The following is a 22,475-nucleotide window of genomic DNA, read 5'->3' on the forward strand; positions in this document are numbered from 1 at the left end:
TTTTTAGTGTAATGCTTTAACCATGCAATTTACGCGTTTTGATAGTTTTCCGAGAGTTGTGCATGCATCTCTTTCAAATATTCTTCAAGTGACTCTTCAAGGACAGCAAGACCTTGATCAATCTGCTCATGATTGATGGTAAGAGGAGGGATCATTCTAATTACTTCACCATGATTTCCACAAAGATAAAAAAGAACGCCTTTCTCTAAACACTTGTCTAGAATTTTCATTAGTGCTTGACCGTCTGGTTTACCTGTAAAAGGATCGATGATTTCAATTCCAATCATAAGTCCGACCGCACGAATGCTGCCGATCAACGGAGTTCGTTCCTGAAGCTTTTTCAATTTTGTACATGCATAATTTCCCATGTTCTTTGAGTTCTCAATGAGCTTTTCTTTTGTTAGGACATCAATAGTAGCGAGCGCGGCTTCGCAAGCGATCGGATTTCCACCAAATGTTGTACCATGACTGCCGAGGGGCCATTGTTGCATCAGTTCTTTAGAAGCAACCGTTGCACTTAGTGGCAGTCCTGAAGCAATCCCTTTTGCGATAGCCATGATGTCTGGCGTAACTCCAAATGTTTGAGCAGCGAACCATTCACCTGTTCTTCCAAAACCGGTCTGAACTTCATCGAAAATCAGCAGAATACCATGTCTGTCACAAACTTCTCTTATCTTCTTCAGCCAGCCACTCGGTGGGACGATATAGCCTCCTTCACCTAGAACGGGTTCCACAATCATACAGGCGACTTCTTCAGGAGTTACTTGATGATTGAAAAGTGTTTCAAAATCTTTCTCAAGCTTCTCGATAACAAACGTTTCTGAATCTACTCCACTCGGTGCGCTCTTTTCATCTGCGTAAGGAACTTGATAGGCAAGACCGTTCGGTTGCAGAAACTTGCGGTATTTGCTTTTGGATGTTGTCACGCTCAACGCACCTAGTGATCGACCATGAAAGCATCCGGTAAAAGAAATAACGTAAGGTCTTTTAGTGACATGCTTTGCGAGTTTCAGCGCTCCTTCAATTGCTTCAGTTCCGCTATTGGCAAAAAAGAAACAATCCAAATCACCGGGTAGAACATGAGCTAGTTCCTTTGAAAGTCTCAGGATTGATTCATACATGATGACCCCAGATGGCCCGTGCATGAGGTGATCTGCTGCATCTTTGATCGCTTGGACCACTTTTGGATGACGATGGCCAGTATTTGCCGTTGCAATACCAGAAGTGAAATCAAGATATTGTTTTCCATCCAATCCATAATAGTAGCAGCCTTCTGCTTTTACGACGGGTAGGTTCGGATGATCTTTTGCCATACTAGGCGCTAAAAGGTTAGGCATTTCGGTTACAAGGTTGCTCCAGTTGTTCATTGACACGTGTATTACCTCCTTGATATTCAATTCTCATGTTGTATAAATAATTTCTATATAGAATATCCATGCAAGGATCATGCCAAAAAACTAAATAATCTGATATTTTTTCATTTTTCTTACGATTGAAGGCTGACTAGTGCCGAGTGCTTCTGCCATCCGTATGGTCGTTTTAAATTTCTTTCTTGCTGTTAATAAAATTTGTTTCTCTGTTTCATCTAACATTTCTTTAAGTGTTTGTTCTGCATGAATAGTTGGCGAGGGTGTAGATGTACCTTTTTTTACATGATCAGGAAGATGTTCATCCGTAATAAGAGTCGTAGGGGAGAGTACGACTAATCGTTCCATGATGTTGATTAGTTCTCGTACATTTCCCCTCCAATCATAGTGCAGAAGATGATGAATGACAGCTTCATCTAATCTTTTCTTCTTGTTGTACTTTTTTTCAAATTGCTCTAAAAGCATATGTATGAGAGGTACGATATCTTCTGTTCTCTTTCTGAGTGGAGGAATCGTGACGGGTACAACATTTAAACGAAAATAGAGATCTTCACGAAAAAGCTTCTCACTTATTGCTTTCTGAAGATCTTTGTTCGTAGCAGATATCAAACGGAAATCTACACGGATGGGTCTCGTTCCTCCTACACGATAAAACTGTTTTTCTTGAATGACTTTTAACACTTTTACTTGGTGCTGTAGGGGAAGTTCACCGATCTCATCTAAGAAGAGTGTGCCTCCGTTCGATAGTTCAATAAGACCGACTTTGCCTTTTTGATGTGCCCCTGTAAAAGCGCCAGGTTCATAACCAAATAATTCCGCTTCAAATAAAGAATCTGGAATAGCGCCACAGTTAACTTCAATGAATGGACCTTTTGACCGGTGACTTTTATTGTGAATGAATTTAGCTAATAATGATTTTCCAACACCAGATTCCCCTAGGATTAATGCATTCACATCAACTTCTGATAACTGAAGTGCTGTTGAAACTGCTTTTTTCATATCTTCACTTTTGGCGATGATTCCAGCATCATGAAGCTGTTTGTTTCTTAATAGTCCAAGCTCCGTTTTTACACGCTGCATTTCTTCTTCCATGGCAAGCAAAAACTCTTTATATTGAGCCAGTTCAGTAATGTCGTGTGAGTAGCTTACAATTCTATATAATTCGCCTTGTTCGTTATAAACAGGGATTCCTGTAACAAGCAGTTTTTTTCCTTTATTCGTTGTTTGAACAAACGTAATCTTTTTATTTTCTTTTACAACCATTGGAGTGAGAATCGGTGTAAATAACCCTTGAGCTTCTAAATCATAAACGGATTTTCCGATTAAACTATCTGATTCTACTCCGTAGATTTTTCCTGTAACTTCACTTACTTTAAGGATTATACCCTCTACATTTGTAACCAAGATGTCGTCTTTTAAAGAATGAAGAATTTGTTCATTTTCGTTCCAATCTTTTGATTGACTCAAGTTCATCAGTCCTTTTATCAGTTAAATAAAATATTCATTTCTGAATAATTATTTATTTATGAATAATTATACGATTGTTCAATGTGGATGGATATAGAAACTGAGAATATTTTTTATATAAAACGAAAGGTAAGAGGTGGATTGAAGGGATAAGGGAGAATACAAATAAAAAAAGGACCAAAACAATGGTCCTTTTTGCCTCTATTATAGAAGTTCAGTTTTTAACTCAACGTCAATGTTGCCGCTTGTTGCTTTAGAATATGGACAAACACCGTGAGCTGTCTTTACTAATTCCTCAGCTTCTTCTTGTGTTACACCGTTAACACCTACGTTTAAAACTACTGCTAGTTTAAAGCCGCCATCTGTATCTTTTCCGATAGAAACTTCAGCAGTAACTTTCGATTCAATTCGTTTTTTGCTTTGACGCGCAACAAGGTTTAGTGCTGAATCAAAGCAAGCGGCATATCCTGCTGCAAATAGTTGCTCAGGGTTTGTTGCGTTTTCACTTCCAGATCCTCCAAGTGCTTTAGGCATAGCTAACTCATGATTTAGAACACCGTTATCACTCTTTACTGTACCTGCTCGTCCACCTTCAGCTGTTGCTTTTGCTGTGTATAATGCTTCCATTCCAAACACTCCTTTTGTGTAAAATTAAATTGTGTACAACTGAATAACTCGTAATCATCATAACGCATACTTTTTGTAGAGTCAAACAATTTAATTGTGTAAAACTAAATTGTGTTATAATGCAAGTACCCTTTATAAAAAGAAAGGAAACATCATGAAAAGTGAAACGTTAAAATTAGAAAATCAGATATGTTTTAAAATCTATACAGCAGAACGTGAGATTACAAAGCTTTATCGAGAGTTGTTAAAAGAACTCAACGTCACATATCCACAATACTTAGTTTTGCTTCTTTTATGGGAAAAACATTCATTGTCTGTAAAAGAATTAGGCCAGCGCTTGTTTTTAGATTCCGGTACTTTAACACCAATGTTAAAACGCATGGAGCTAAATGGTCTTGTTGAAAGAAAACGATCAGAACAAGATGAGCGCAGTGTAATTGTTTCTGTGACTGAAAAAGGAGAAGCACTAAAAGAAAAAGCGGAGTGTATACCGGATCAGCTTGTTGATAATATTCCGATGGGAAAAGATGAACTTACAATATTGAATAAAACATTGACAAGTATGTTAGAACAGTTGCAAGATCATTCAAAATAATAGACGAAAAGACGCTTAGCATTGGTTCTAAGCGTCTTTACAATTTTTATCCTAACTAAATCACAATTCTATTCACATGAATGATGTAACATAGATATTCGATATTCAGAGTCAATGGTTCAATGAAAATGATGACAAGTGATCTACAAAATTAAAATACCTTGGCAATTGTAGCCAAGGTATTTACTATAAATTAGTTATTGTTATTCGCTTCATCATCTCGCATTAACCAGCCCTCAAAATGGCGCTTCACGTAATTTTCAGCGTCTTGATAGCTTGCAAATGTTTCATCTACCGGATGTGTCTTATGTGTGATCAGCCATGTTTGATTATCTTCTGAATAGATCTTAGATACTTCACGATGATTGTTCACATATAAGCTGCCATCAGGATTTTCCTTCACGTTGTGCTCGTTCTTCGGTGCATCGATTCGTCTAGGTTGTTCATGGAATGCAGCAACAACAAACTTTTCAAATGCTTCAGAAGTCATGTTTCCGCCAGAAGCTTTTGGATGCCCGCCGCCGCCATATTGTTTGGCGTAGATCGAACAATCCACCTCTTCATGAATGGTACGAAGACCGATCCGTTTGTTAGCGATATTTAGAATCACAATCAAGTCTAAGTGAGGATTCTCACGATTGATCTCGTTCCCAAGCTCAGAGTGATAACGTTCGGCATGAAGAATACCAACCTTATACGTTTTCTCTTCAGATCCTTCGCCTAAAGACCAAGTATCCCAGATTTCGACCATCTGACGTTGTTTCTTTTTAATATAATCTGCAATATTTTCTTCTTCAAGATCCAGAATCGTTGTTTCTGTTTCTGAAAACTGAAAAGAATCACCTTTTAAACGATCCATGATCTGATCCTCAAATTTATCAGGAGGAAGGATAAAGAATAAGTCGTTAAGACGCTTAGCTTCAACTTTTTGGTCAAACCATTCCCACGTATCATATAAACGCACAAGTTCTACATATTCATCGAGCGCACCTGTTGGTTTAAGCTTACCGTTCTCGATCAAATATTCATAGAAAAGGGAAGTAGCACAAGTTAAACGTTCATCATCATAACGAACTTGAACATGCCCCCAATCAAACCCATTGAAATGAAGCGCTGTTGCATGGTGGTCGATCAGCTTTACTTTTCCACCTGCATTAGATCGTTCATCAAGTCGCATCATTAATTCTTCGTTAACCGCAATATCTGTAATGATAATTTCTGTTTTTCTTTCTCTCGGATTATCAAGCAGCATCTCTACACGGTCATTAATCGTTCCATGTGAACAATACGATATTTTACAGTTGTCTCCAAATGCTAGTTGTGCTAAATAACCGCATGATTTTCCGTCTAAATCGTTGTGTGAAAATAAATGAATCATGTTAGTATCCTCTCTATTATGCTCTCTGTCTAGAGTATCGTCATAAAGCATAAAGTTCAACCTTTATATCGTAGTATTCTTTTCATTTACAAATTCAGCTGATTTTAACACCGAAAACGGAATGAATATGCTAAATCATTCTTATGAAATTTCACAAGAATTTATTTACAATTGATGGCATTAGGTAGAAAATGGTAATGATGCAAATTATGTAAAGTTGGGGGTTATGATGTGAAGGAGTTTCTGAAAGTGTTTCAGAATAAAAACTTCAGCAAGCTGTTTTTTGCTGGTTTTACTTCAATGATGGGAAGTATTATAGGCGTTACAGCTTTTATGTTTTATTTGTTGGATAAGTTCGGTGAACAACCGTTTTATGCCACACTTGCAGAATTGATGTATTCTCTGCCAACACTCGCTGTTTTCTTTATCGTAGGGGTATTAGCCGATCGAATGGATCGTCAAAAAATCGCGCTTTATTGTGATTGGATTTGTGCAGGGCTGTGCCTCTTATTAATGGGTGCTATATGGCTAGACTGGATGCCTTTGATTTTTGCTATCTTATTCTTAAGAAGTGCAGTAGGTAAATTCTTTTTTCCTGCTGATCAAGCGATGGTACAAGGTGTACTCTCGAAAGAGGATTATGCAATTGCAGCTGGATTGAATCAAATGGTAGGTAGTTTATTTATGCTTTTTGGGAACATGATTGCCATTTTTATTTATTGGAGTGTAGGAATACAAGGAGCAATTGCATTTGACCTTGTTACATATGTTATATCAGCATTATTAATTATGAGTATGAGAGTTGATGAAGATGTTCGTCTGCCGAACGGACAACACAGGTTCAAAGATATTCGTGTTAAGATGGTATGGAAGGATTTTGTCGCGGGGTTCAATTACATTAAACAATCTAAGCTTCTACTTTCATTAATCTTTGGTTTTTTCTTGTTTGGTATAGTAAATGGTGGATTGTCAGTTATGCCGGCTTTTATCATGAAATATAAACTCGCTCCAGATAATTACGAGCAAATGATGATGTGGATGGGTGTCGTGTTTGGTGTATCTATCCTTACAGGGAGTGTTATTTGTTCGATGCTCGCTAAAAAGATCAGACTCTCGTATGCGATTGTTCTTGGTCTATTCGTAAGTGGATTGTCACTTGGTTTATGCGCCATCGCGCCAAATGTGTTGACATTCTTTATTTTTACAGGATTGGCTGGGTTTAGCATTCCATTAATCAATATTGGAATCGGTGGCTGGTTACCTAAGATCGTAGACCCTAAAATGATGGGACGTGTTCAAGGATGGATTACACCGATCAATATGCTATCTCACACCATGACACTCGGTTTAATCGCTGTGTTTTTCCCGAAAATTCTAACCGTAGAAATGCTGTTCTGGGTTGTGGGAGGATGTCTGATTCTTGTTGGACTATTCTACATGTTCACTCTACCCAGGTATGATATTGAAGAAAATGATAACAAAAATGAATTTGAATTAGAAAAAGTACCAGTTTAAAGCTGGAGATTATGGCGAAGCCCTTTTATAATGAAAAGCGGAGGGGAAGTCATGGCAACTTTTCAAAACGTACTATTCTGGATTTTTTTAATCTTACCAATTATTCTATTCTTTGTAGCTATAGCGAGAACTTCATGGGTGTTGTTGCTTGTTAACTTTTTTTTAGCTCTACCGATCATTTGGTTTGTGAGCTGGATTACAGAAAGTTATGGAGCTGTCTTTGTAGTGTTTGCGATCCATCTGTTCACAGGCGTATGGCTCTGGACTAAAAGACAGAGATTGGATTTTAGATCGTTTTAACCAAGCTAAGCAAAGTGAAATTTGCTTAGCTTTTTTATTTTTTTAAAAAAATTTAAGTTCAAAACTTGGATTTTTTTAGAATATTACAACTATTATTTTCTTTAAAATGTATCGAAAAATTGAGAAAGTAAAAGAAAAAAGATGATTTGTTTGTTTTTTGTTTCTTAAATAAGTTTATTTAATTCGTTTTTATACGAAATATGAATATTTTAGAGTTTTTAATGGATTTACAACGGCTGAAACCAGGAGTAATATATTGCTTATCGTAAAACTTTAAATTTTTTCCATGACCGCTGAATCCATTATTGGAACGGAGGAACCATCGGCAGTTCAGTTCTTCACTGCCAGGGGTGAAACTTATTTAAGTCGGGCGACTTCTGCCGTCCGAACCCGTCAGCTAACTTCGTAAGCGTGGTAGGAGAGGGAAGGTGAACATTAAAAAAGAGTAATAATAACAATTTTACAAATTATGATTATTATATCATGCGTCTTTATCGCTTAATTCCTAAGTTTAGGAAGCGGGGGAACCAATCGCAGGCCATTGCGTCTGCATGGGGTGAATCTCGAGAGATCGAGTAGGGCTACTCTCAAGCCCGAATCCGTCAGCTAACTCCGTAAGCGTACAGAGAGAGGCAACAAATTTCGTGTATTCACACGCTTATTCAAGTATGTGTAGAAGCCGCGAGAAGAGTTCCTCTTCCGCAGGCTTCTTTTTTGTTGCCTTTTTTTCACTATCCAAAAGTATAACTTGTCGGCACGATGGTTTTCGGCGTATTAACAAGTTTAAGACGATAGTATAAGTGCAACTAAGGCTGACATGAGAGGCTAGAAGTTAGCCTAGTTTTCTTTAAGAGATGGAGGGTGGAACGATGGAGAAATCATCTGGGAACGTGCTCATTATGTTTCCTGATCTAGTTTCAGATGTTTTTATTTCAAAACTAAGATTGTGTGAAGACTATCAATCTCTTGTTCTCTGTGTTCCTAACCGAGAAGAAGCAGAAAGACTCTCACAAGTTGGGTTTCAACATGTATATGTCATGAATTATGTTGACAAGCGTAAAGTTATCGAGATGGTAGGTCCTTTTGTTCAAAAAATCATTGTTGTTGAATCTGGATTTTTAGAATGCTGCCAAACGATTGAACTCATTCGCAGCATTTATAACATACCTGTTTATGTCATCAAATCAGACACACGGTATATTTCCAGAGTTTATAAGGAGTTAGGTGCAGATTACGTAATCTATAACAAAACCGGAAATATTCAATTCTTACTTTCTTCATAAAAAAAGAGCGGAGGAATTCATTTATGAGATTAAGTCCAAACGAAATTGAACAGATTTTGTTAAAAGCGAAAAGAGATCAATTGAATGCTTATTATGCAAGTGTGATTCAACATAGTCTCTCAAAATGGATCATACAAGACACGCTTAGAAGTAAAGGTTAAGCAATTACAGGAGGGAACCCATCAAAGAAAAGATGTTCCCTCTGTAAATCCAAACCAGTGATAGGCAGGGTGAAAACATGGGGACAGAGTCAGTTGTTTTATTGCCAAAAAGGTTGTCGATCGGACAGATCAATGAATTTGTCAATGCTGCTGGTTCTTTCGAAAGTGAGATTCTTTTCTTTTATCAAGGCATACAGATTAATGCGAAAGGCTTACTATCCGTTAATCTATTCTTTTTGTCACACTATTCAAGAAATCAAAACGAACCGATCACACTTAGAATTGAAGGTTGTGATGCTCAAGAGGCTATCAAAAATTTATCTCTAATGCTGAATGGTTACTTAGAACAATGAACTAATAAAAAGAAGGTGTAAAAATGTTAGATGTGATGATGGTTTTATTGATGGTAGGAATGCCTGTCTTAATGATGGGTCTAGCAAAATGGTCATCAAGTGTTGTTGATGAAGGAAGTGTAAATAAATGATGACTGTCATGTTTGGATTAGCCGTTTTAACAACGGTGTATCTTCTTTACGTATTATTGAATCCAGAGAAATTTTAGGAGGTTTTTCCGTTGTTAGTCAGTTTACTCTCTATAGCTATAACTCTACTTATAGCTCTTTTACTTGCAAAACCAGTAGGAATTTATTTAGCGAACTCGTTCAATTATTCGAATAAGAACAAACTCTTTTATCCTTTCGAAAAACTGATTTATTCCATTAGTGGAATGAAAAATAAAAATCAATCTTGGAAAGTTTATGCTTCATCAGTCATTGTGATCAATGCGATTATGATTCTATTAGTTTATTTAATCTTCCGTTTCCAAGGCAGTTTGCCTCTGAATCCGAGTAAGATAGCAAACATGGATCCAAGCCTTGCGTTTAACACAGCAGTAAGTTTTATGACGAATACGAATCTGCAGCATTACAGTGGTGAAAGTGGTTTATCCTATCTTTCACAGATGATTGGCATTCTTTTCATGATGTTTGTTGCACCAGCTACAGCATTAGCAGTAGCAATCGCATTCATTCGTGGGCTATCTGGCAAGTCTTTAGGAAACTTTTTTGTGGATATGGTTAGGGGTATCATTCGTGTGTTACTACCGATCGCTTTTGTAACAGGACTCATTTTCGTTGCACTTGGAGTACCGCAGACATTAGATCCAACGGTTACAGCGACTACAGTTGAAGGTGGAAAACAAAACATTGCAGTTGGCCCAGTTGGTTCGTTTTTATCCATAAAAGAATTAGGAAATAACGGCGGTGGATTTTTCGGAGTTAACTCAGCGCATCCGTTTGAAAACCCGAACGGGCCGAGCAACTTTATTCAAATCTTATTGATGCTCCTATTACCGATGGCATTACCGTTTACGTACGGAAAGATGGTTGGAAATCCAAAGCAGGGACGTATTCTTTTCGTTTCCATGACGATGATGTTTATTATGTTCCTTGGCATCTCCCTAAGTGCCGAATATCAAGGGAACCAAGCAATCAATGCTCTAGGTGTGCAACATGATCAAGGAAGCATGGAAGGAAAGGAAGTACGATTTGGTGTCGCTCAGTCTTCACTTTACTCGGTTGTTACAACGGCTTCAGAAACGGGGGCTGTTAATACGATGCATGATACACTGACTCCGCTAGGCGGATTAGTTACATTATCCAATATGATGTTAAATACCGTTTATGGCGGTGTAGGGGCAGGGTTTGTCAACGTCTTAATGTATGCGATTATTGGTGTTTTCTTATCTGGATTAATGGTGGGACGTACCCCGGAATTTCTAGGTAAAAAGATTGAAGGTAAAGAAATGAAGCTGATTGCAGCGACGTTGTTAATCCACCCGTTCCTTATTTTAGGAGCATCTGCTGTAGCTTTCTTTACACCACTCGGACATGAGGCCATTTCGAACTCAGGTTTTCATGGTATTTCACAAGTAATCTATGAATATACCTCTTCAGCAGCAAATAACGGCTCTGGTTTTGAAGGATTAGGAGATGCGACAAACTTCTGGAATATTTCTACCGGAATCGTTATGTATCTTGGAAGATTCTTTTCCATTGTAACGATGCTTGCAGTTGCAGGATCATTGGCTGTAAAACGAACCGTTCCAGAAACGATCGGAACGTTCAGAACAGATAACGGGCTATTTGCAGGTGTGTTTATTGGGGCTGTATTTATTGTTGGGGCTTTAACATTCTTCCCAGTATTGGTATTAGGCCCGATTGCCGAATATTTAACATTATAGATGCTGTAGAGAGGTGAATGAATAATGGGTGCTCAAGGCTTAAGGACCAAAAAAGAATTATCTCAGTACGTTCCTCCAAATAAAGGTGGGAACGGCCCGATGAAAAAGAATCGTGAGGAAGTACAAATGAATAAAACAATGATGAATAAAGAAATCGTGAATCAGGCGATAAAGGAATCTTTTATTAAACTAGATCCAAGGGTAATGATTAAAAATCCTATCATGTTTGTTGTTGAAATTGGTTTTGTAATTACATTATTATTAACCTTTTTTGGAGACCAAACTCAAGTTGGTTTCAATATTGCTGTAACCTTCATTCTGTTTATAACCCTCCTGTTTGCAAATTTCGCTGAAGCAATAGCTGAAGGAAGAGGGAAAGCACAGGCTGATTCATTAAAGAAAACGAAAAAAGAAGTTTATGCAAACCTTGTGCTTGAAAACGGTAAACACAAAAGAGTTTCATCAGCTGATCTTCGTAAAGGAAACATCGTTATTGTAAAACAAGGTGAAATGATTCCAGGAGACGGTGAAGTCATATCTGGTCTTGCCTCTGTTGATGAGTCGGCGATTACAGGAGAATCAGCTCCTGTAATTAAAGAAGCTGGCGGTGACTTTAACTCCGTAACAGGAGGAACACGTGTAGTAAGTGATGAAATTAAAGTACGAATTACAGCAGATCCAGGAGAATCATTCCTTGATCGCATGATCTCCCTCGTAGAAGGAGCGAAGCGTCAAAAAACACCGAATGAAATTGCGTTAAGTACTGTTTTAACGAGTTTGACACTTGTTTTTATGATTGTAGTTGTAACACTTCCATTCTTTACAAAGTATCTAGGTTTTGACATACCAGTACCGGTCTTAATCGCATTACTCGTTTGTTTGATTCCGACAACAATCGGTGGACTTTTATCCGCGATCGGTATTGCTGGAATGGACCGTGTTACGAGATTTAATGTAATCGCTATGTCTGGTAAAGCGGTTGAAGCTGCAGGTGACATCAATACGATCATCCTAGATAAAACGGGGACGATTACATTCGGAAACCGTATGGCAAGCGAATTTGTACCAGTAGGATTCGATACGAAAAAATCAGTTGGGGAATGGGCTGCCATCAGTTCATTAAAAGATGATACACCAGAAGGTAAATCCGTTTTGGAACTCATGAAAAAAGAACACTTATCGTTTGATCAATACCTTGGTGAAGATGGAGAATTTATTGAGTTTAAAGCCGAAACGCGAATGAGCGGAATCGACTTAAAAGATGGAAGAAAAGTACGAAAAGGAGCGGTAGACGCAATTAAAAACTGGGTACTTGCAACTGGTGGAGAAGTGCCACATGACCTTGAAGAAAAAGGAAACCGAATTGCATCTGAAGGTGGAACGCCGCTGGCAGTAGCTGTGGATCAGCATATATACGGACTGATTTATTTAAAAGATACCGTAAAGCCTGGAATGAAAGAACGTTTTGAACAGTTACGAAAAATGGGAATCAAAACGATCATGTGTACAGGTGACAACCCATTAACAGCTAAAACAATAGCAAGAGAAGCCGGCGTGGATGACTTTATTGCTGAAAGTAAACCAGAAGATAAAATCGCTGTAATTAAGCGTGAACAAGCAGAAGGAAAATTGGTTGCGATGACTGGTGATGGAACGAATGATGCACCAGCACTTGCACAAGCGGATGTTGGCCTTGCCATGAACAGTGGGACGACTGCAGCGAAAGAAGCTGCCAACATGGTAGACTTGGATTCCGATCCGACGAAAATTATTGAAGTGGTTTCCATTGGGAAACAATTGCTAATGACTCGTGGTGCGTTAACAACATTCAGTATCGCGAATGATATTGCGAAGTATTTTGCCATCATCCCAGCGATGTTCATGCTGGCGATTCCTGAGATGGAAGTACTCAATGTCATGAGGCTTGGCTCACCGATGTCGGCCATACTGTCTGCGTTAATCTTTAATGCGATTATTATTCCATTGCTCATTCCTCTGGCTATGAGAGGAGTAGCTTACAAACCGATGAGTTCAAATGCTTTATTGAAACGTAACCTCCTAATCTATGGTTTCGGTGGTGTAATCGTACCTTTTATCGGAATAAAATTGATTGATCTGATTGTTCACTTGTTCGTGTAACCGTTAGAAAAGAAAGGAATTGATTGATATGCAATCACATTCATTAAATCAACATAATGAAAAAGTATTTATCTTTAACAATATCGTTAAGATGCTTCGCCTTTCCCTTGCTTTAATGGTGATATGCGGTCTTGTATATCCTGTTGTTGTCACAGGAATTGCACAAGTCGTTATGCCGAAGCAAGCGGATGGAAGCTTAATCTATAATGAAGATAAAGAAGTAATAGGTTCTGAACTTATTGGTCAAACGTTTACGAAACCCGAATACTTCAGCGGGCGTGTTTCCAGTATCGAGTACGACGCGGCTGGTTCTGGAAGTCCAAACTATGCACCTTCAAATGAAGATATGATGAAACGAATGAAAGAAAGCATAGCTGCATGGGAAAAGGCTAACCCAGCTGTACCTGTTAACGAGCTTCCGATTGATTTAATCACAAACTCCGGATCCGGACTTGATCCGCATATTACTCCTGAGGCTGCAGATGTACAGGTTCCAAGAATTGCAGAAGCAACAGGAATAAATAAAGAAAAACTTAAAAAATTGATTAAAGAAAATACTCAAGGAAGAGAGCTTGGTCTGTTTGGTGAACCTCGCGTGAATGTACTGACACTTAATATTGCTTTAGAGAAATTGTTACAATAGTAGAAGACAAAGCCTTTACTCTACACTTAGGGTAAAGGCTCTTGCTTCTTGGTTTGTAGTCGATGATGATGATAACGAGGTGCGTAAATGTATGATAAATACCCTCAACTTAAAAGGAAAACGCCTGAAGAATTTCTGCAGGAAATCTATCAAGATGAAAAGGGAAAGTTAAAGCTATTCGTTGGAGCAGCACCAGGTGTAGGTAAATCGTATAGAATCCTTTTAGAAGCTCATGATTTAAAAAAACAAGGAGTCGATATCGTAATCGGCTTAATTGAAACCCATGGTAGAAAAGAAACAGCAGAAAGAATTAAAGATCTTGAAATCATACCTAAAAAAATCATTGAATACAAAGATAAAAAACTAGAAGAGTTAAATATAGAAAAGATCATTGAACGCCGACCAGATGTGGTCATAATTGATGAATTGGCCCATACCAATGTTCCAGGTTCAAAAAACAAAAAGCGATACATGGATGTGGAAGAAATACTTGATGCCGGAATTAATGTTGTATCAGCAGTAAACATCCAACATATTGAAAGTGTTCATGATATTGTTCAGCATATTACAGGAGTAGCAGTTCGCGAACGAATACCTGACAGGATTCTGGATATTGCACATGAAGTAATCTTAATTGACGTGACACCAGAAATGCTGAGGCAACGTTTAATAGAAGGTAAAATTTATGCGCAGGAAAAAATAGACCAGGCATTGAACAACTTTTTTACTAAGAACAATTTAGGTGCACTGCGTGAATTATCTCTCCGTGAAATTGCAGATGATGTAGATGAAAAGCTCTTAAAATCCGATATCGTCTTTACCGATAGTGGTCCAACAGGTGTGGCAGAAAAAATTTTAGTCTGTGTACAATATGGTCCAAGTGCAGAAAAGCTGATCCGAAGAGGCTGGCGAATAGCCAATCGTTTAAATGCAGAATTATATGTTTTGAATGTGTTGATCGATCACAGAGGGAACATTTCTCAAGAACAGCGAAAAAGAATCAGAGGCTGGAAAAAACTTGCTGTAGAATTTAACGCTAAATTTATTCTAGAAAGATCCAGACAAAGAAAAATACCACAAGTTATTACAGATGTCGCAAAAGAACATCATATTACTCAGATTATTTTAGGCCAATCTGCAAGAACGAGATGGGAAGAGATTACAAAGGGTTCTATTGTTAACAGTATAATGAGAAATTCAAAAAACATAGACATACACATCGTTTCTGAAGAACAGTCATAATTAATACGAATAAAATTACAATCAAGAGGGGATTTACAAGTTATGAATATTGCATTCTTTCTTCTTCCAAAGAAAGAAGTGATCTGTTTACATGCAGAATCAACCATTCGCCAGGCTATGGAAAAGATGGAGTATCACAGATACACCGCTGTACCTGTAATTGATGAAAAGGGACATTATATAAAAACGATCACAGAGGGTGACCTTTTATGGAAAATTAAAAACACAAAAGGTCTTTCTTTTCAAAATAGTGAGCATCATTATATTAAGGACATAATGGTAAACAGGGACTATCGGCCTGTTCATATTGATGCTGAGATGGAAGACTTAATGTCGCTTGTTGCCGTTCAAAACTTCGTACCAGTTGTGGATGACAACGAAGTGTTTATCGGTATCATACGTAGAATGGACATCATTCATTATTTGAGTAAGGTGTAAGATTTATGAAAAAATGACCGGCTGGGTAGGCCGGTCTCACTGGTGGGGAGGTAGGCTGTTGGATGGCCTAACCTGAAATAATCATAACACGAACGTGCGTTCTTGTAAATGCGTCATACTTATTTTTTCCATTCTATTAAAAAAGTGCTTCCAGTAAGGGAACTTTTTTTAAGAACTAAATCTGCACCTAACGCTTTTGCTAGCATTTTACTAAATGGTAGTCCAAGGCCAAGGCCGCGCACTTTTAACTTTTTCTTTTCACCACGAAAAAACCGTTCGAATATATAAGGCTGTTCATTTTCGGAAATCCCTGACCCTGTGTCTGTCACTTCAATCCTATTTTCGTACAAGACAACGCTGATCACTTTTTTTTCTCCTAAAGCTTGATAAGCATTGTTTAAGAGGTTAATGATGATCTGCTGTAAACGAAGTGGATCAACTTCTCTATATATTAAGCTTTCTGGAACAATAGCCTTACATATAACTTCTTTGTTCTTGGTCATACTCCATTGGTGAACGATATCTTGAACAAGCTCGTTCATGTTGCATGTTTCATTACGCATCGTAAAAGCCCCAGCGGAAAGAGAGTTATAATCTAATAAATCTTCAATCATCCTTTGCAATCTATAAATTTCCTTCATTGTAATCTGCAGAAATTCTTCTTTTTCATCTCCCGAAACAATCCCGTCTTTAACAGCTTGCACGAGACCACTAATAGACGTAACAGGTGTTTTTAAGTCATGTGTAACTCCTGCCAGTAATTCTGCTCGGAGCTTTTCTAAATGCTTCAACTTCGTACTCATCTGTTCAAAGGAAGTTAAAAGATCATAAATTTCTTGTTCTTTAGCATCTGTAGCTAATTGAATGTCGTAATTTCCATCTTTAATCTGAGAAGCAGCATGTGCCACATCTTGGATGGGTTTTAGAATCTTTTTCAATAAAATATAGATGATCAACCATCCGAGAAGACCAAGGCTTATCAATAGGAAGATAGGAAGACGATAACCCTGATCTACATCTGAGAGGTTTGAGGCAGATTGTATGATAATTACCCAACCTGCTTGGACTCCAGCGTATATTAAAGGTTTTTTGACTGCATAGGCAGACTTGCCATTCACTTTAAATGTGTTAGTTGTTTTTTCACTGTCTACTATTTCAACCGGGATAGCATTCAATTTTAATGTAGGTTTATTTGCATCTGGATTCTTTTTTATAGATTTCAGATTAAGAATGTTACCATTCAAATCCGTAATATATAGTTCAGGTGGCTTTTCCATCTGCAATAGTTCTGCGCGATCATCTAGTTTACGATTGAACCGACCTAAATCATTCTTTTTATCTCCGGATTCAATACGATCCGCTGTATCAGCTGCCATGTATTCCATGAGTGTTAAACGATTTTCTAAAGCCGTATGCCGTATCCACCACAAAGAACATAAACCTAAGATTAGAAGACCAATAAAGAGGGTGAGGACATATCGGGTGGTCCAATACTTTAATAAAGTTGTTCTGCCTTTTTTATTCGTATACACAGAATTGATACCCCAGTCCTCTAAGTGTTCGGATTTCTCCTTGTGTGTCTGGCCATGCAGAGAGTGCTTGACGAACACGTTTGATCGATAAGTCTACAGCACGTTCGCTGCCATAATAATCTAAGCCCCATATTTGTTCAATTAAAATCTCTCTTGTGTAGGTGCGGTTTGGATGATTGGCCAAAAAGAGCAATAAGGAGGTGTCTTTTGGTGTTAGAATGATAGGCTCACCATTTATTTTTACAGAATGAGAGTCGAAGTTGATGCTCAGACTTCCGTATTGTTTTGTGTTCTCGGTTTCTAGTACATTCGTAGATCGACGAAGGACTGCATGAACTCTCGCAATTACTTCTTCGCCGATAAAGGGTTTTGCTATGTAGTCATCTGCTCCTTGATTTAATCCTTTCAAGCGATAATCAATGTCTCCTAAGGCTGTGAGCATGATAACAGGGCATGAACTATTTCGACGAATCTCTTGAAGGATTGACCACCCATCATGATCGGGAAGCATTACATCAAGCAATACTAGGTTAAAGGAAGTTTCTTTGAACTGTTGAAGTGCGGTCTTACCGTCAAATGCTTGAACAACATCAAAGTTTTCGTGTTTTAAATAGACACTTAATACTCTTGATATGGTTACTTCATCTTCTACTAGCAATATACTTTTCATGTTCATACCTCCTGTTACTCATACTATACTGTAAAAATCCCCAGTTTTATAGACTGGGGATCATAGGCTTTACATATCGATTCCGAACTCGGACTGCTCATTCATCTGAGGTTGCATCTTATTGTTTGAAGGAGGTGCTTCACCTTCGAAACGCTGTCCTTTTTTATGATGTTTAATTTGGTGACCACCTGGTCCAAAGCCTCCGTAACCTTTACCCATCAGAGGGAAGAAGTCTTCATCTTTTAATGCTTCTAGTTTATTTGCATCTTTCTTTTCAATAGCTTCAATTAGTTCTCTTGTTGATCGGTTTTTTGTTGAAATGCCAAGTTCTTTTGCTAATGTTTCTATCTTTTTCTTTTTGATTTCTGAAGCGATTTCTGGAATGGTTTTTCCATCAATCGTTATATTAAGTTTTTTTGCATCAGCTTTTACTTTTGCACGTGTAACTTCATGAGCAACTTCACGAATATCTTTTCCGTCCACAGTAATACCTAATGATTTAGCTTCTTTTTTTATCGCAGCAGTCAACACTTCCTGTTGAAGCGCTTCTTGGTCTTTGCCATCAGTAGAGATGCCAAGCTCTTTTGCTTTTTTATTTAGAGTGGTTTGTTTGATTTCTTGTCTTAATGTTTGTTCATCTTTTCCATCAGTTGCAATACCTAGTTTTTTTGCTTCCTTCTTAATCTTTGCCATATGAATTTCATCGCGTAGAACTTCGGCATCTTTGTTTGTGGTAGAGATTCCAAGTTCTTTAGCTTTTTCTTTTAGTTTAGCTAGCTTTACTTCTTCAAAGAGTGTATCAATTTCTTTACCAGAAGTCTTAATGCCTAATTCCTTTGCTTCCTTTTTGATTTTTGCGTCACGAATTTCCTTCATGAGCGTTTCAGCATCTTTCCCACTTGTAGCAATTCCAAGTTCTTTGGCTTTTTTAATTAATTCTTCTGAGTTTCCTTTAAGTAAACCTCTGAAATGTTTGTGTCCAAACCTTTTGTCTTTTATCTCCCATTTTTCTGAAACTGAATTCAAACTAGAACGATCATCATCTGCTGCAAGAGAAGTTGTAGCATAACCACCAACTAGTAATGCACCTGCGATTGTAAATCCGATTACTTTCTTTTTCATTGAATGTTCCTCCTACTAAGTTTCTAAAGTGTTGTGTTTCTTTCCTTGTACCAATAATGTAACCATTGAACGTGTCAGCATCATGTCAGGCGTAGTAAAATATAAAAAAATTTATAAAATCTAATTAACATTCAATTGAGCTCATATATTCTTCTAAAATAAGCTGTTTCATATAGTGATCATGAAGGATTAATGTGTCAGTAAGATGTCAAAGGGGAATTATAGGACTAATACCTTGCCGTTTTTTATGTAAAGGGCATAAACTATTTTTAAAAACCATAGTGTTTTGATTTGTTAAGAAGGGATTGTCATCGTGTGGATTATTTATATGAAAGATATATAAAAACAAAGAAACAGCAAGAATGGTTTGATAAGATTGATGCTCTTGCTGGTGGATTTGCTAAGAGAGCGGACACATATGACCAAAAAAGTGAATTTCCATTTGAAAATATAAAAGAGTTAAAAGAAGCGGGGTACCTATCATTAACCATTCCGACTGAGTTTGGTGGAGAAGGATTAAGTTTGTACGAGTTTGTTCTATTACAAGAGAAAATTGCGACTGGTGATGCAGCTACTGCTTTGTGTATCGGATGGCACCTTGGCTGTTTTTTAGAACTTGCAGAAGAGCGAACTTGGGATGATGAAATATTTAAGATGCTTTGTGAAATGGTAGTGAATGATCGAGTTTTAGTGAACCGTGCAGCAACGGAGCCAGCAACAGGAAGTCCTACTCGTGGAGGAATGCCGCAAACAACAGCATTTCAAAATGATGATAAGTGGATTATCAATGGTAGGAAAACCTTCACTTCTATGGCCCCAGCCCTTGATTATGCAATTGTTTCGGCACAGGTAGGAGATACGGGTAAGAAAGGGAATTTCATGATTTCTATGAAATCCGAAGGTGTATCAATTGAAGAAACGTGGGACACTGTAGCGATGCGTGGAACTCGAAGTGATGATCTTATCATGAAGGATGTAAAAGTTGAAAACAATGCTTTAGTCGAACAAGAACGAGGCAAAAGCGAATTGCCAAAAGCGTGGCTGCTTCATATACCAGCGTGTTACATTGGCGTTGCGGTTGCAGCTCGCAATGAAGCCGTTCACTTTGCAAAAACGTACAAACCCAACAGTCTGAGAGGACCAATAGGAGAAGTACCAGAAGTGCAACGAAAGGTGGGGGAGATGGAGCTTGAGCTTTTTCATGCTAGAGAGCTATTATACAGTGTTGCTCGAATATGGGTAAATGAACCTCATCGCAGAATGCAAATGGGTCCAGAATTGATGGCAGTGAAGCACGTTGTAACGAATGCGGCCGCAAAGGTGGTTGATCTCGCTATGAGGATTGTTGGAGCAAGAAGTCTAGCTATGTCAAACCCCCTACAACGACATTACCGGGATGTTAGAGCAGGGCTTCATAATCCTCCGATGGATGATATGGTTATTAGTACGCTAGCCAAAAGAGCGTTAGATAAATGAAAAAAGGCACCTGGAGTTTTAACTCGAGGTGTCTTTTTGCTCGTTTTCTGAAAACATATTACAGTGATTCAATCCGTTCTACAAAACAAAATTCATTACCAAATGGATCACCTACTCTAACCTCTTTAAAGCCATGTGCCTCTTCAAGTCCAGGTCTAGCATACTTATACTTTTTTTCTGCCAAAAATTGATGGTAGGCTTCGATTCCTTCAACATGTATCCTTACTTTTATTCCAGGGCTCGAATCACCATGATGTTCGGATAGGTGTAAAGAGCATTCCCCTAGAGAAACCTGCATATAGATGGGGAAATCTTCTTCGTAACGATGTTCCCAATCTAATGAAAATCCAAGGAAATCAAAGTAGAATTCTCTTGCCTTATCTTCATCAAATATTCGAAGGACAGGGATTGTATTTTTAAATTGATAATGATTCATGAAGTAATCACTCTCCAAGTATTTTGTTATAAGACTATTTCTGCTACGCATGACGAGTTCCCTTGTTTTCTAGGAGGATTTTTCTTTTAATAGAAGAATTTTTTATATTAAATAAATCTATTTTATGAGGAGGAGATATCCTTGAATAAAAAACTAATCCGTGTAGGTACGACCTATGTACCTGTTTTGCATGTTGATCATTCAGCTAAGTGGTACGCTGAAGAGCTTGGTGCAACGATCAACTATTGTGATGAGGAAAAAGCCATACTAGATCTAGCAGACCAAAGTTTTTTTCTAGTGAGGTCATTGAAAGATGAGACTTCAAACTTTACAGACTACAAAGGGGATAAAAGATTTTCATTAACATTTGAAGTAGACGGAAAGGAAGAACTGTATATCTTGCATGCTGAATTTAGAACTCAGGGCATACAAACAGGAGATATTGAAGATCGTGGACATGACGGTGAGAATTTCGTTTTTTTCGATCCAGATGGAAATTGTTTTGATGTTTGGAGTGTCCTGAGTCCAAAGTATAAAACTTTACGGAAAGAAACTGTTTCAGAGATTGAAAGATGAGGTGGTTAATAGGTATCCTTTTTTCTATATTAGGTATCTTATTGTTAACCTATGGACTAAATCTAAGGGAGGTTGCTGAAACCCAGGTCGATGGAGACAGCATTGGTGTGTTCTTTTTAGGAATAGAAATCAATGAGAGGGTTCCAACTGTAGATATACCATCCTATTCAAATGGCTTTATGGGTTCTGGCATTATATTTTTAGTTCTTGCTGTTTGCTTGTTCGTTATTCTATTAAGTGAAAAAAGCACACTAAAACCGATCACACCAAAAAAACAGGCTTGAGACTGTGAGAATATTGGGTAATGTATATTATGAATCTCGAGGATAAATGAAGATTTAAAGTGAAGAGTGGGAGGTGAGTGTATGAAGAAAGTGAATATATTTGTCATCATTTGTTTGCTCATTGCTATTAGTCCCGCTGCTAAGGTAATGTCACCGACAACAACTGATCCTAATGTTCAACTTTCTCACTTTACCCCCGAACCTCAAATACTAGTAGAGTAAAACAGAACCCGTTTCTTTAGAAAGCGGGTTCTGTTTTTACGTTATCGTTTTCCTGTAAGACCATACATAATAAACGCCACGATTTGATCAATTTCTTTTTCATCATCCCATTCTTTATCAGAGAAGAGAAGAAAGCGTGGCAGGATATAGCCTATGATACTTGATGCAGTCATGCGCATAATCGTTTCCGGAGGAAGGGAAACAATCTCCCCTTTTTCTTGGAAGTGCTCGATGATTTTCTTGAATTTTTGATAAACATGTTCAGTGAAAAGCTTTTGAAAAGGCTCGCGTAATTCCTCGTGAAAAGCAATCTCTTGAATAAAAATTTTTAATACAGGAAATTGCTTCCGAACGAATTCAAGCCTGTTTTTAGCAATCACTCTTATAAAATCTTCATAATGTTCATATTCGTTTTCAAATACCTCTTTAGTGAAGGACTTGATGAAGAAGGGAGCTACAAATTTTGCTACTGTTGGTGTAACAATAGCAAGCAACAGCTCTTTTTTCGTATTAAAATGACGAAAAATCGTACCTTCAGCAACTCCAGCTTTTTTGGCAATCTCACTCGTAGAAGAAGCGGCATATCCCTTTTCTGAGAATGTATCGATGGCTGCTTCTAAGATTTTTCGCTGTTTATCGCTCATCGTTGGGACATCGTGATCGTTAATTAGGTCGTTAATCCAGTCTGAATTGGACATTAATGCTACTCCTTTTAAAAACGTACATTTTCTTCATTATAGACACTAAAGTCAGGCAGTACA

Annotated in this window: 26 protein-coding genes and 2 riboswitches; of the genes, 17 read left to right on the forward strand and 9 right to left on the reverse strand. The window is 37.8% G+C overall.

The features are described 5' to 3' along the window. Positions 1 to 29 precede the first annotated feature (29 nt). The 3 genes from IHV10_RS03205 to IHV10_RS03215 form a co-directional block, all read right to left on the reverse strand. Entirely contained in the window at positions 30 to 1,367 is a 1,338-nt protein-coding gene (locus IHV10_RS03205) for an aspartate aminotransferase family protein (protein ID WP_197128180.1), read from the reverse strand. Positions 1,368 to 1,457: 90 nt separating this feature from the next. After that, positions 1,458 to 2,840, reverse strand: coding sequence for a sigma-54 interaction domain-containing protein (locus tag IHV10_RS03210; RefSeq protein ID WP_197127295.1), 1,383 nt, complete (start codon positions 2,838 to 2,840; stop codon positions 1,458 to 1,460). A gap of 198 nt (positions 2,841 to 3,038) precedes the next feature. Then, a complete protein-coding gene (locus IHV10_RS03215) occupies positions 3,039 to 3,461 on the reverse strand; it encodes an organic hydroperoxide resistance protein (protein ID WP_066392468.1) in 423 nt (140 codons plus the stop codon). 154 nt (positions 3,462 to 3,615) lie between these two features. Between IHV10_RS03215 and IHV10_RS03220 the strand changes: the two genes are divergently transcribed. Then, positions 3,616 to 4,056: a MarR family winged helix-turn-helix transcriptional regulator gene (locus IHV10_RS03220; protein ID WP_197127296.1), complete on the forward strand. Its 441-nt coding sequence runs from the start codon at positions 3,616 to 3,618 to the stop codon at positions 4,054 to 4,056. Between the two features lie 193 nt (positions 4,057 to 4,249). On the opposite strand, the gene IHV10_RS03225 is transcribed toward IHV10_RS03220, so the two are convergent. Then, positions 4,250 to 5,434 (reverse strand): DHH family phosphoesterase, encoded by a 1,185-nt coding sequence (locus tag IHV10_RS03225; protein WP_197127297.1) that lies wholly within the window; start codon positions 5,432 to 5,434, stop codon positions 4,250 to 4,252. A gap of 231 nt (positions 5,435 to 5,665) precedes the next feature. Between IHV10_RS03225 and IHV10_RS03230 the strand changes: the two genes are divergently transcribed. From IHV10_RS03230 to IHV10_RS03285, 12 genes are all read left to right on the forward strand, one after another. Beyond that, entirely contained in the window at positions 5,666 to 6,949 is a 1,284-nt protein-coding gene (locus IHV10_RS03230) for an MFS transporter (RefSeq protein ID WP_197127298.1), read from the forward strand. Positions 6,950 to 7,000: 51 nt separating this feature from the next. Next, positions 7,001 to 7,249, forward strand: coding sequence for a hypothetical protein (locus IHV10_RS03235; protein WP_197127299.1), 249 nt, complete (start codon positions 7,001 to 7,003; stop codon positions 7,247 to 7,249). 281 nt (positions 7,250 to 7,530) lie between these two features. Beyond that, a riboswitch (cyclic di-AMP (ydaO/yuaA leader) is annotated at positions 7,531 to 7,677 on the forward strand. Between the two features lie 57 nt (positions 7,678 to 7,734). Continuing rightward, a riboswitch (cyclic di-AMP (ydaO/yuaA leader) is annotated at positions 7,735 to 7,886 on the forward strand. A 232-nt stretch (positions 7,887 to 8,118) separates the two neighbouring features. Beyond that, a complete protein-coding gene (locus IHV10_RS03240) occupies positions 8,119 to 8,532 on the forward strand; it encodes a hypothetical protein (protein ID WP_197127300.1) in 414 nt (137 codons plus the stop codon). Positions 8,533 to 8,555: 23 nt separating this feature from the next. Continuing rightward, the gene (locus tag IHV10_RS03245) at positions 8,556 to 8,693 is read left to right on the forward strand and encodes a hypothetical protein (RefSeq protein WP_197127301.1); all 138 of its coding nucleotides are present in this window, start codon (positions 8,556 to 8,558) and stop codon (positions 8,691 to 8,693) included. Positions 8,694 to 8,770: 77 nt separating this feature from the next. Further along, complete coding sequence (locus IHV10_RS03250) at positions 8,771 to 9,046, forward strand: HPr family phosphocarrier protein (protein ID WP_066392488.1); 276 nt, start codon at positions 8,771 to 8,773, stop codon at positions 9,044 to 9,046. A 23-nt stretch (positions 9,047 to 9,069) separates the two neighbouring features. Next, the gene (locus IHV10_RS03255) at positions 9,070 to 9,177 is read left to right on the forward strand and encodes a hypothetical protein (RefSeq protein WP_156499132.1); all 108 of its coding nucleotides are present in this window, start codon (positions 9,070 to 9,072) and stop codon (positions 9,175 to 9,177) included. A gap of 8 nt (positions 9,178 to 9,185) precedes the next feature. Beyond that, on the forward strand, positions 9,186 to 9,254 hold the full coding sequence (locus IHV10_RS23065; protein ID WP_370568951.1) for a potassium-transporting ATPase subunit F: 69 nt from the start codon (positions 9,186 to 9,188) through the stop codon (positions 9,252 to 9,254). Positions 9,255 to 9,266: 12 nt separating this feature from the next. After that, the gene (gene kdpA, locus IHV10_RS03265; protein ID WP_197127302.1) at positions 9,267 to 10,934 is read left to right on the forward strand and encodes a potassium-transporting ATPase subunit KdpA; all 1,668 of its coding nucleotides are present in this window, start codon (positions 9,267 to 9,269) and stop codon (positions 10,932 to 10,934) included. 126 nt (positions 10,935 to 11,060) lie between these two features. Further along, a complete protein-coding gene (gene kdpB / locus IHV10_RS03270; protein WP_197128182.1) occupies positions 11,061 to 13,073 on the forward strand; it encodes a potassium-transporting ATPase subunit KdpB in 2,013 nt (670 codons plus the stop codon). 91 nt (positions 13,074 to 13,164) lie between these two features. Next, entirely contained in the window at positions 13,165 to 13,716 is a 552-nt protein-coding gene (gene kdpC / locus IHV10_RS03275) for a potassium-transporting ATPase subunit KdpC (RefSeq protein ID WP_231619448.1), read from the forward strand. An 87-nt stretch (positions 13,717 to 13,803) separates the two neighbouring features. Beyond that, positions 13,804 to 14,958 (forward strand): KdpD-like non-kinase potassium sensor, encoded by a 1,155-nt coding sequence (gene kdpDN, locus IHV10_RS03280; protein ID WP_197127304.1) that lies wholly within the window; start codon positions 13,804 to 13,806, stop codon positions 14,956 to 14,958. A 42-nt stretch (positions 14,959 to 15,000) separates the two neighbouring features. Further along, positions 15,001 to 15,396, forward strand: a complete 396-nt coding sequence (locus IHV10_RS03285) for a CBS domain-containing protein (RefSeq protein ID WP_197127305.1) — start codon at positions 15,001 to 15,003, stop codon at positions 15,394 to 15,396. A 119-nt stretch (positions 15,397 to 15,515) separates the two neighbouring features. Here the strand turns inward: IHV10_RS03285 and IHV10_RS03290 are convergent, their stop codons facing one another. From IHV10_RS03290 to IHV10_RS03300, 3 genes are all read right to left on the reverse strand, one after another. Continuing rightward, a complete protein-coding gene (locus IHV10_RS03290; RefSeq protein WP_197127306.1) occupies positions 15,516 to 16,928 on the reverse strand; it encodes a sensor histidine kinase in 1,413 nt (470 codons plus the stop codon). Then, positions 16,915 to 17,598: a response regulator transcription factor gene (locus IHV10_RS03295; protein WP_197127307.1), complete on the reverse strand. Its 684-nt coding sequence runs from the start codon at positions 17,596 to 17,598 to the stop codon at positions 16,915 to 16,917. The genes IHV10_RS03290 and IHV10_RS03295 overlap by 14 nt, the downstream gene beginning before the upstream one ends. A gap of 69 nt (positions 17,599 to 17,667) precedes the next feature. Next, entirely contained in the window at positions 17,668 to 18,720 is a 1,053-nt protein-coding gene (locus tag IHV10_RS03300) for a hypothetical protein (protein WP_197127308.1), read from the reverse strand. Positions 18,721 to 19,035: 315 nt separating this feature from the next. Here IHV10_RS03300 and IHV10_RS03305 point away from each other — a divergent pair, with 315 nt between their 5' ends. Then, a complete protein-coding gene (locus IHV10_RS03305) occupies positions 19,036 to 20,196 on the forward strand; it encodes an acyl-CoA dehydrogenase family protein (protein WP_197127309.1) in 1,161 nt (386 codons plus the stop codon). 58 nt (positions 20,197 to 20,254) lie between these two features. Here IHV10_RS03305 and IHV10_RS03310 read toward each other — a convergent pair whose 3' ends face one another. Beyond that, entirely contained in the window at positions 20,255 to 20,632 is a 378-nt protein-coding gene (locus tag IHV10_RS03310) for a glyoxalase superfamily protein (protein ID WP_197128183.1), read from the reverse strand. A 141-nt stretch (positions 20,633 to 20,773) separates the two neighbouring features. Between IHV10_RS03310 and IHV10_RS03315 the strand changes: the two genes are divergently transcribed. From IHV10_RS03315 to IHV10_RS03325, 3 genes are all read left to right on the forward strand, one after another. After that, the gene (locus tag IHV10_RS03315; RefSeq protein ID WP_197127310.1) at positions 20,774 to 21,208 is read left to right on the forward strand and encodes a VOC family protein; all 435 of its coding nucleotides are present in this window, start codon (positions 20,774 to 20,776) and stop codon (positions 21,206 to 21,208) included. After that, entirely contained in the window at positions 21,205 to 21,492 is a 288-nt protein-coding gene (locus IHV10_RS03320) for a hypothetical protein (protein WP_197127311.1), read from the forward strand. Before IHV10_RS03315 ends, IHV10_RS03320 begins: the two co-directional genes overlap by 4 nt. 81 nt (positions 21,493 to 21,573) lie before the next feature. Then, the gene (locus tag IHV10_RS03325) at positions 21,574 to 21,714 is read left to right on the forward strand and encodes a hypothetical protein (RefSeq protein WP_197127312.1); all 141 of its coding nucleotides are present in this window, start codon (positions 21,574 to 21,576) and stop codon (positions 21,712 to 21,714) included. Positions 21,715 to 21,755: 41 nt separating this feature from the next. Here the strand turns inward: IHV10_RS03325 and IHV10_RS03330 are convergent, their stop codons facing one another. Further along, positions 21,756 to 22,412 (reverse strand): TetR/AcrR family transcriptional regulator, encoded by a 657-nt coding sequence (locus IHV10_RS03330; protein ID WP_197127313.1) that lies wholly within the window; start codon positions 22,410 to 22,412, stop codon positions 21,756 to 21,758. Positions 22,413 to 22,475: the final 63 nt, after the last annotated feature.

The sequence above is a fragment of the Fictibacillus sp. 5RED26 genome, from assembly GCF_015903895.1.
GTDB classification, from domain to species: domain Bacteria; phylum Bacillota; class Bacilli; order Bacillales; family Fictibacillaceae; genus Fictibacillus; species Fictibacillus phosphorivorans.

What these genes read in the sequence shown, in the direction of transcription:
- kdpC (WP_231619448.1), top strand. Translation starts at nt 13,165, where the DNA reads ATGCTTCGCCTTTCCCTTGCTTTAATGGTGATATGCGGTCTTGTATAT.
- IHV10_RS03325 (WP_197127312.1), top strand. Translation starts at nt 21,574, where the DNA reads ATGAAGAAAGTGAATATATTTGTCATCATTTGTTTGCTCATTGCTATT.
- IHV10_RS03245 (WP_197127301.1), top strand. Translation starts at nt 8,556, where the DNA reads ATGAGATTAAGTCCAAACGAAATTGAACAGATTTTGTTAAAAGCGAAA.
- IHV10_RS03250 (WP_066392488.1), top strand. Translation starts at nt 8,771, where the DNA reads ATGGGGACAGAGTCAGTTGTTTTATTGCCAAAAAGGTTGTCGATCGGA.
- IHV10_RS03205 (WP_197128180.1), bottom strand. Translation starts at nt 1,367, where the DNA reads ATGAACAACTGGAGCAACCTTGTAACCGAAATGCCTAACCTTTTAGCG.
- IHV10_RS03300 (WP_197127308.1), bottom strand. Translation starts at nt 18,720, where the DNA reads ATGAAAAAGAAAGTAATCGGATTTACAATCGCAGGTGCATTACTAGTT.
- IHV10_RS03220 (WP_197127296.1), top strand. Translation starts at nt 3,616, where the DNA reads ATGAAAAGTGAAACGTTAAAATTAGAAAATCAGATATGTTTTAAAATC.
- IHV10_RS03255 (WP_156499132.1), top strand. Translation starts at nt 9,070, where the DNA reads ATGTTAGATGTGATGATGGTTTTATTGATGGTAGGAATGCCTGTCTTA.
- IHV10_RS03215 (WP_066392468.1), bottom strand. Translation starts at nt 3,461, where the DNA reads ATGGAAGCATTATACACAGCAAAAGCAACAGCTGAAGGTGGACGAGCA.
- IHV10_RS03240 (WP_197127300.1), top strand. Translation starts at nt 8,119, where the DNA reads ATGGAGAAATCATCTGGGAACGTGCTCATTATGTTTCCTGATCTAGTT.
- IHV10_RS03285 (WP_197127305.1), top strand. Translation starts at nt 15,001, where the DNA reads ATGAATATTGCATTCTTTCTTCTTCCAAAGAAAGAAGTGATCTGTTTA.
- IHV10_RS03210 (WP_197127295.1), bottom strand. Translation starts at nt 2,840, where the DNA reads ATGAACTTGAGTCAATCAAAAGATTGGAACGAAAATGAACAAATTCTT.
- IHV10_RS03235 (WP_197127299.1), top strand. Translation starts at nt 7,001, where the DNA reads ATGGCAACTTTTCAAAACGTACTATTCTGGATTTTTTTAATCTTACCA.
- IHV10_RS03295 (WP_197127307.1), bottom strand. Translation starts at nt 17,598, where the DNA reads ATGAAAAGTATATTGCTAGTAGAAGATGAAGTAACCATATCAAGAGTA.
- IHV10_RS03310 (WP_197128183.1), bottom strand. Translation starts at nt 20,632, where the DNA reads ATGAATCATTATCAATTTAAAAATACAATCCCTGTCCTTCGAATATTT.
- IHV10_RS03320 (WP_197127311.1), top strand. Translation starts at nt 21,205, where the DNA reads ATGAGGTGGTTAATAGGTATCCTTTTTTCTATATTAGGTATCTTATTG.
- kdpDN (WP_197127304.1), top strand. Translation starts at nt 13,804, where the DNA reads ATGTATGATAAATACCCTCAACTTAAAAGGAAAACGCCTGAAGAATTT.
- IHV10_RS03330 (WP_197127313.1), bottom strand. Translation starts at nt 22,412, where the DNA reads ATGTCCAATTCAGACTGGATTAACGACCTAATTAACGATCACGATGTC.
- IHV10_RS03225 (WP_197127297.1), bottom strand. Translation starts at nt 5,434, where the DNA reads ATGATTCATTTATTTTCACACAACGATTTAGACGGAAAATCATGCGGT.
- kdpB (WP_197128182.1), top strand. Translation starts at nt 11,061, where the DNA reads ATGAATAAAACAATGATGAATAAAGAAATCGTGAATCAGGCGATAAAG.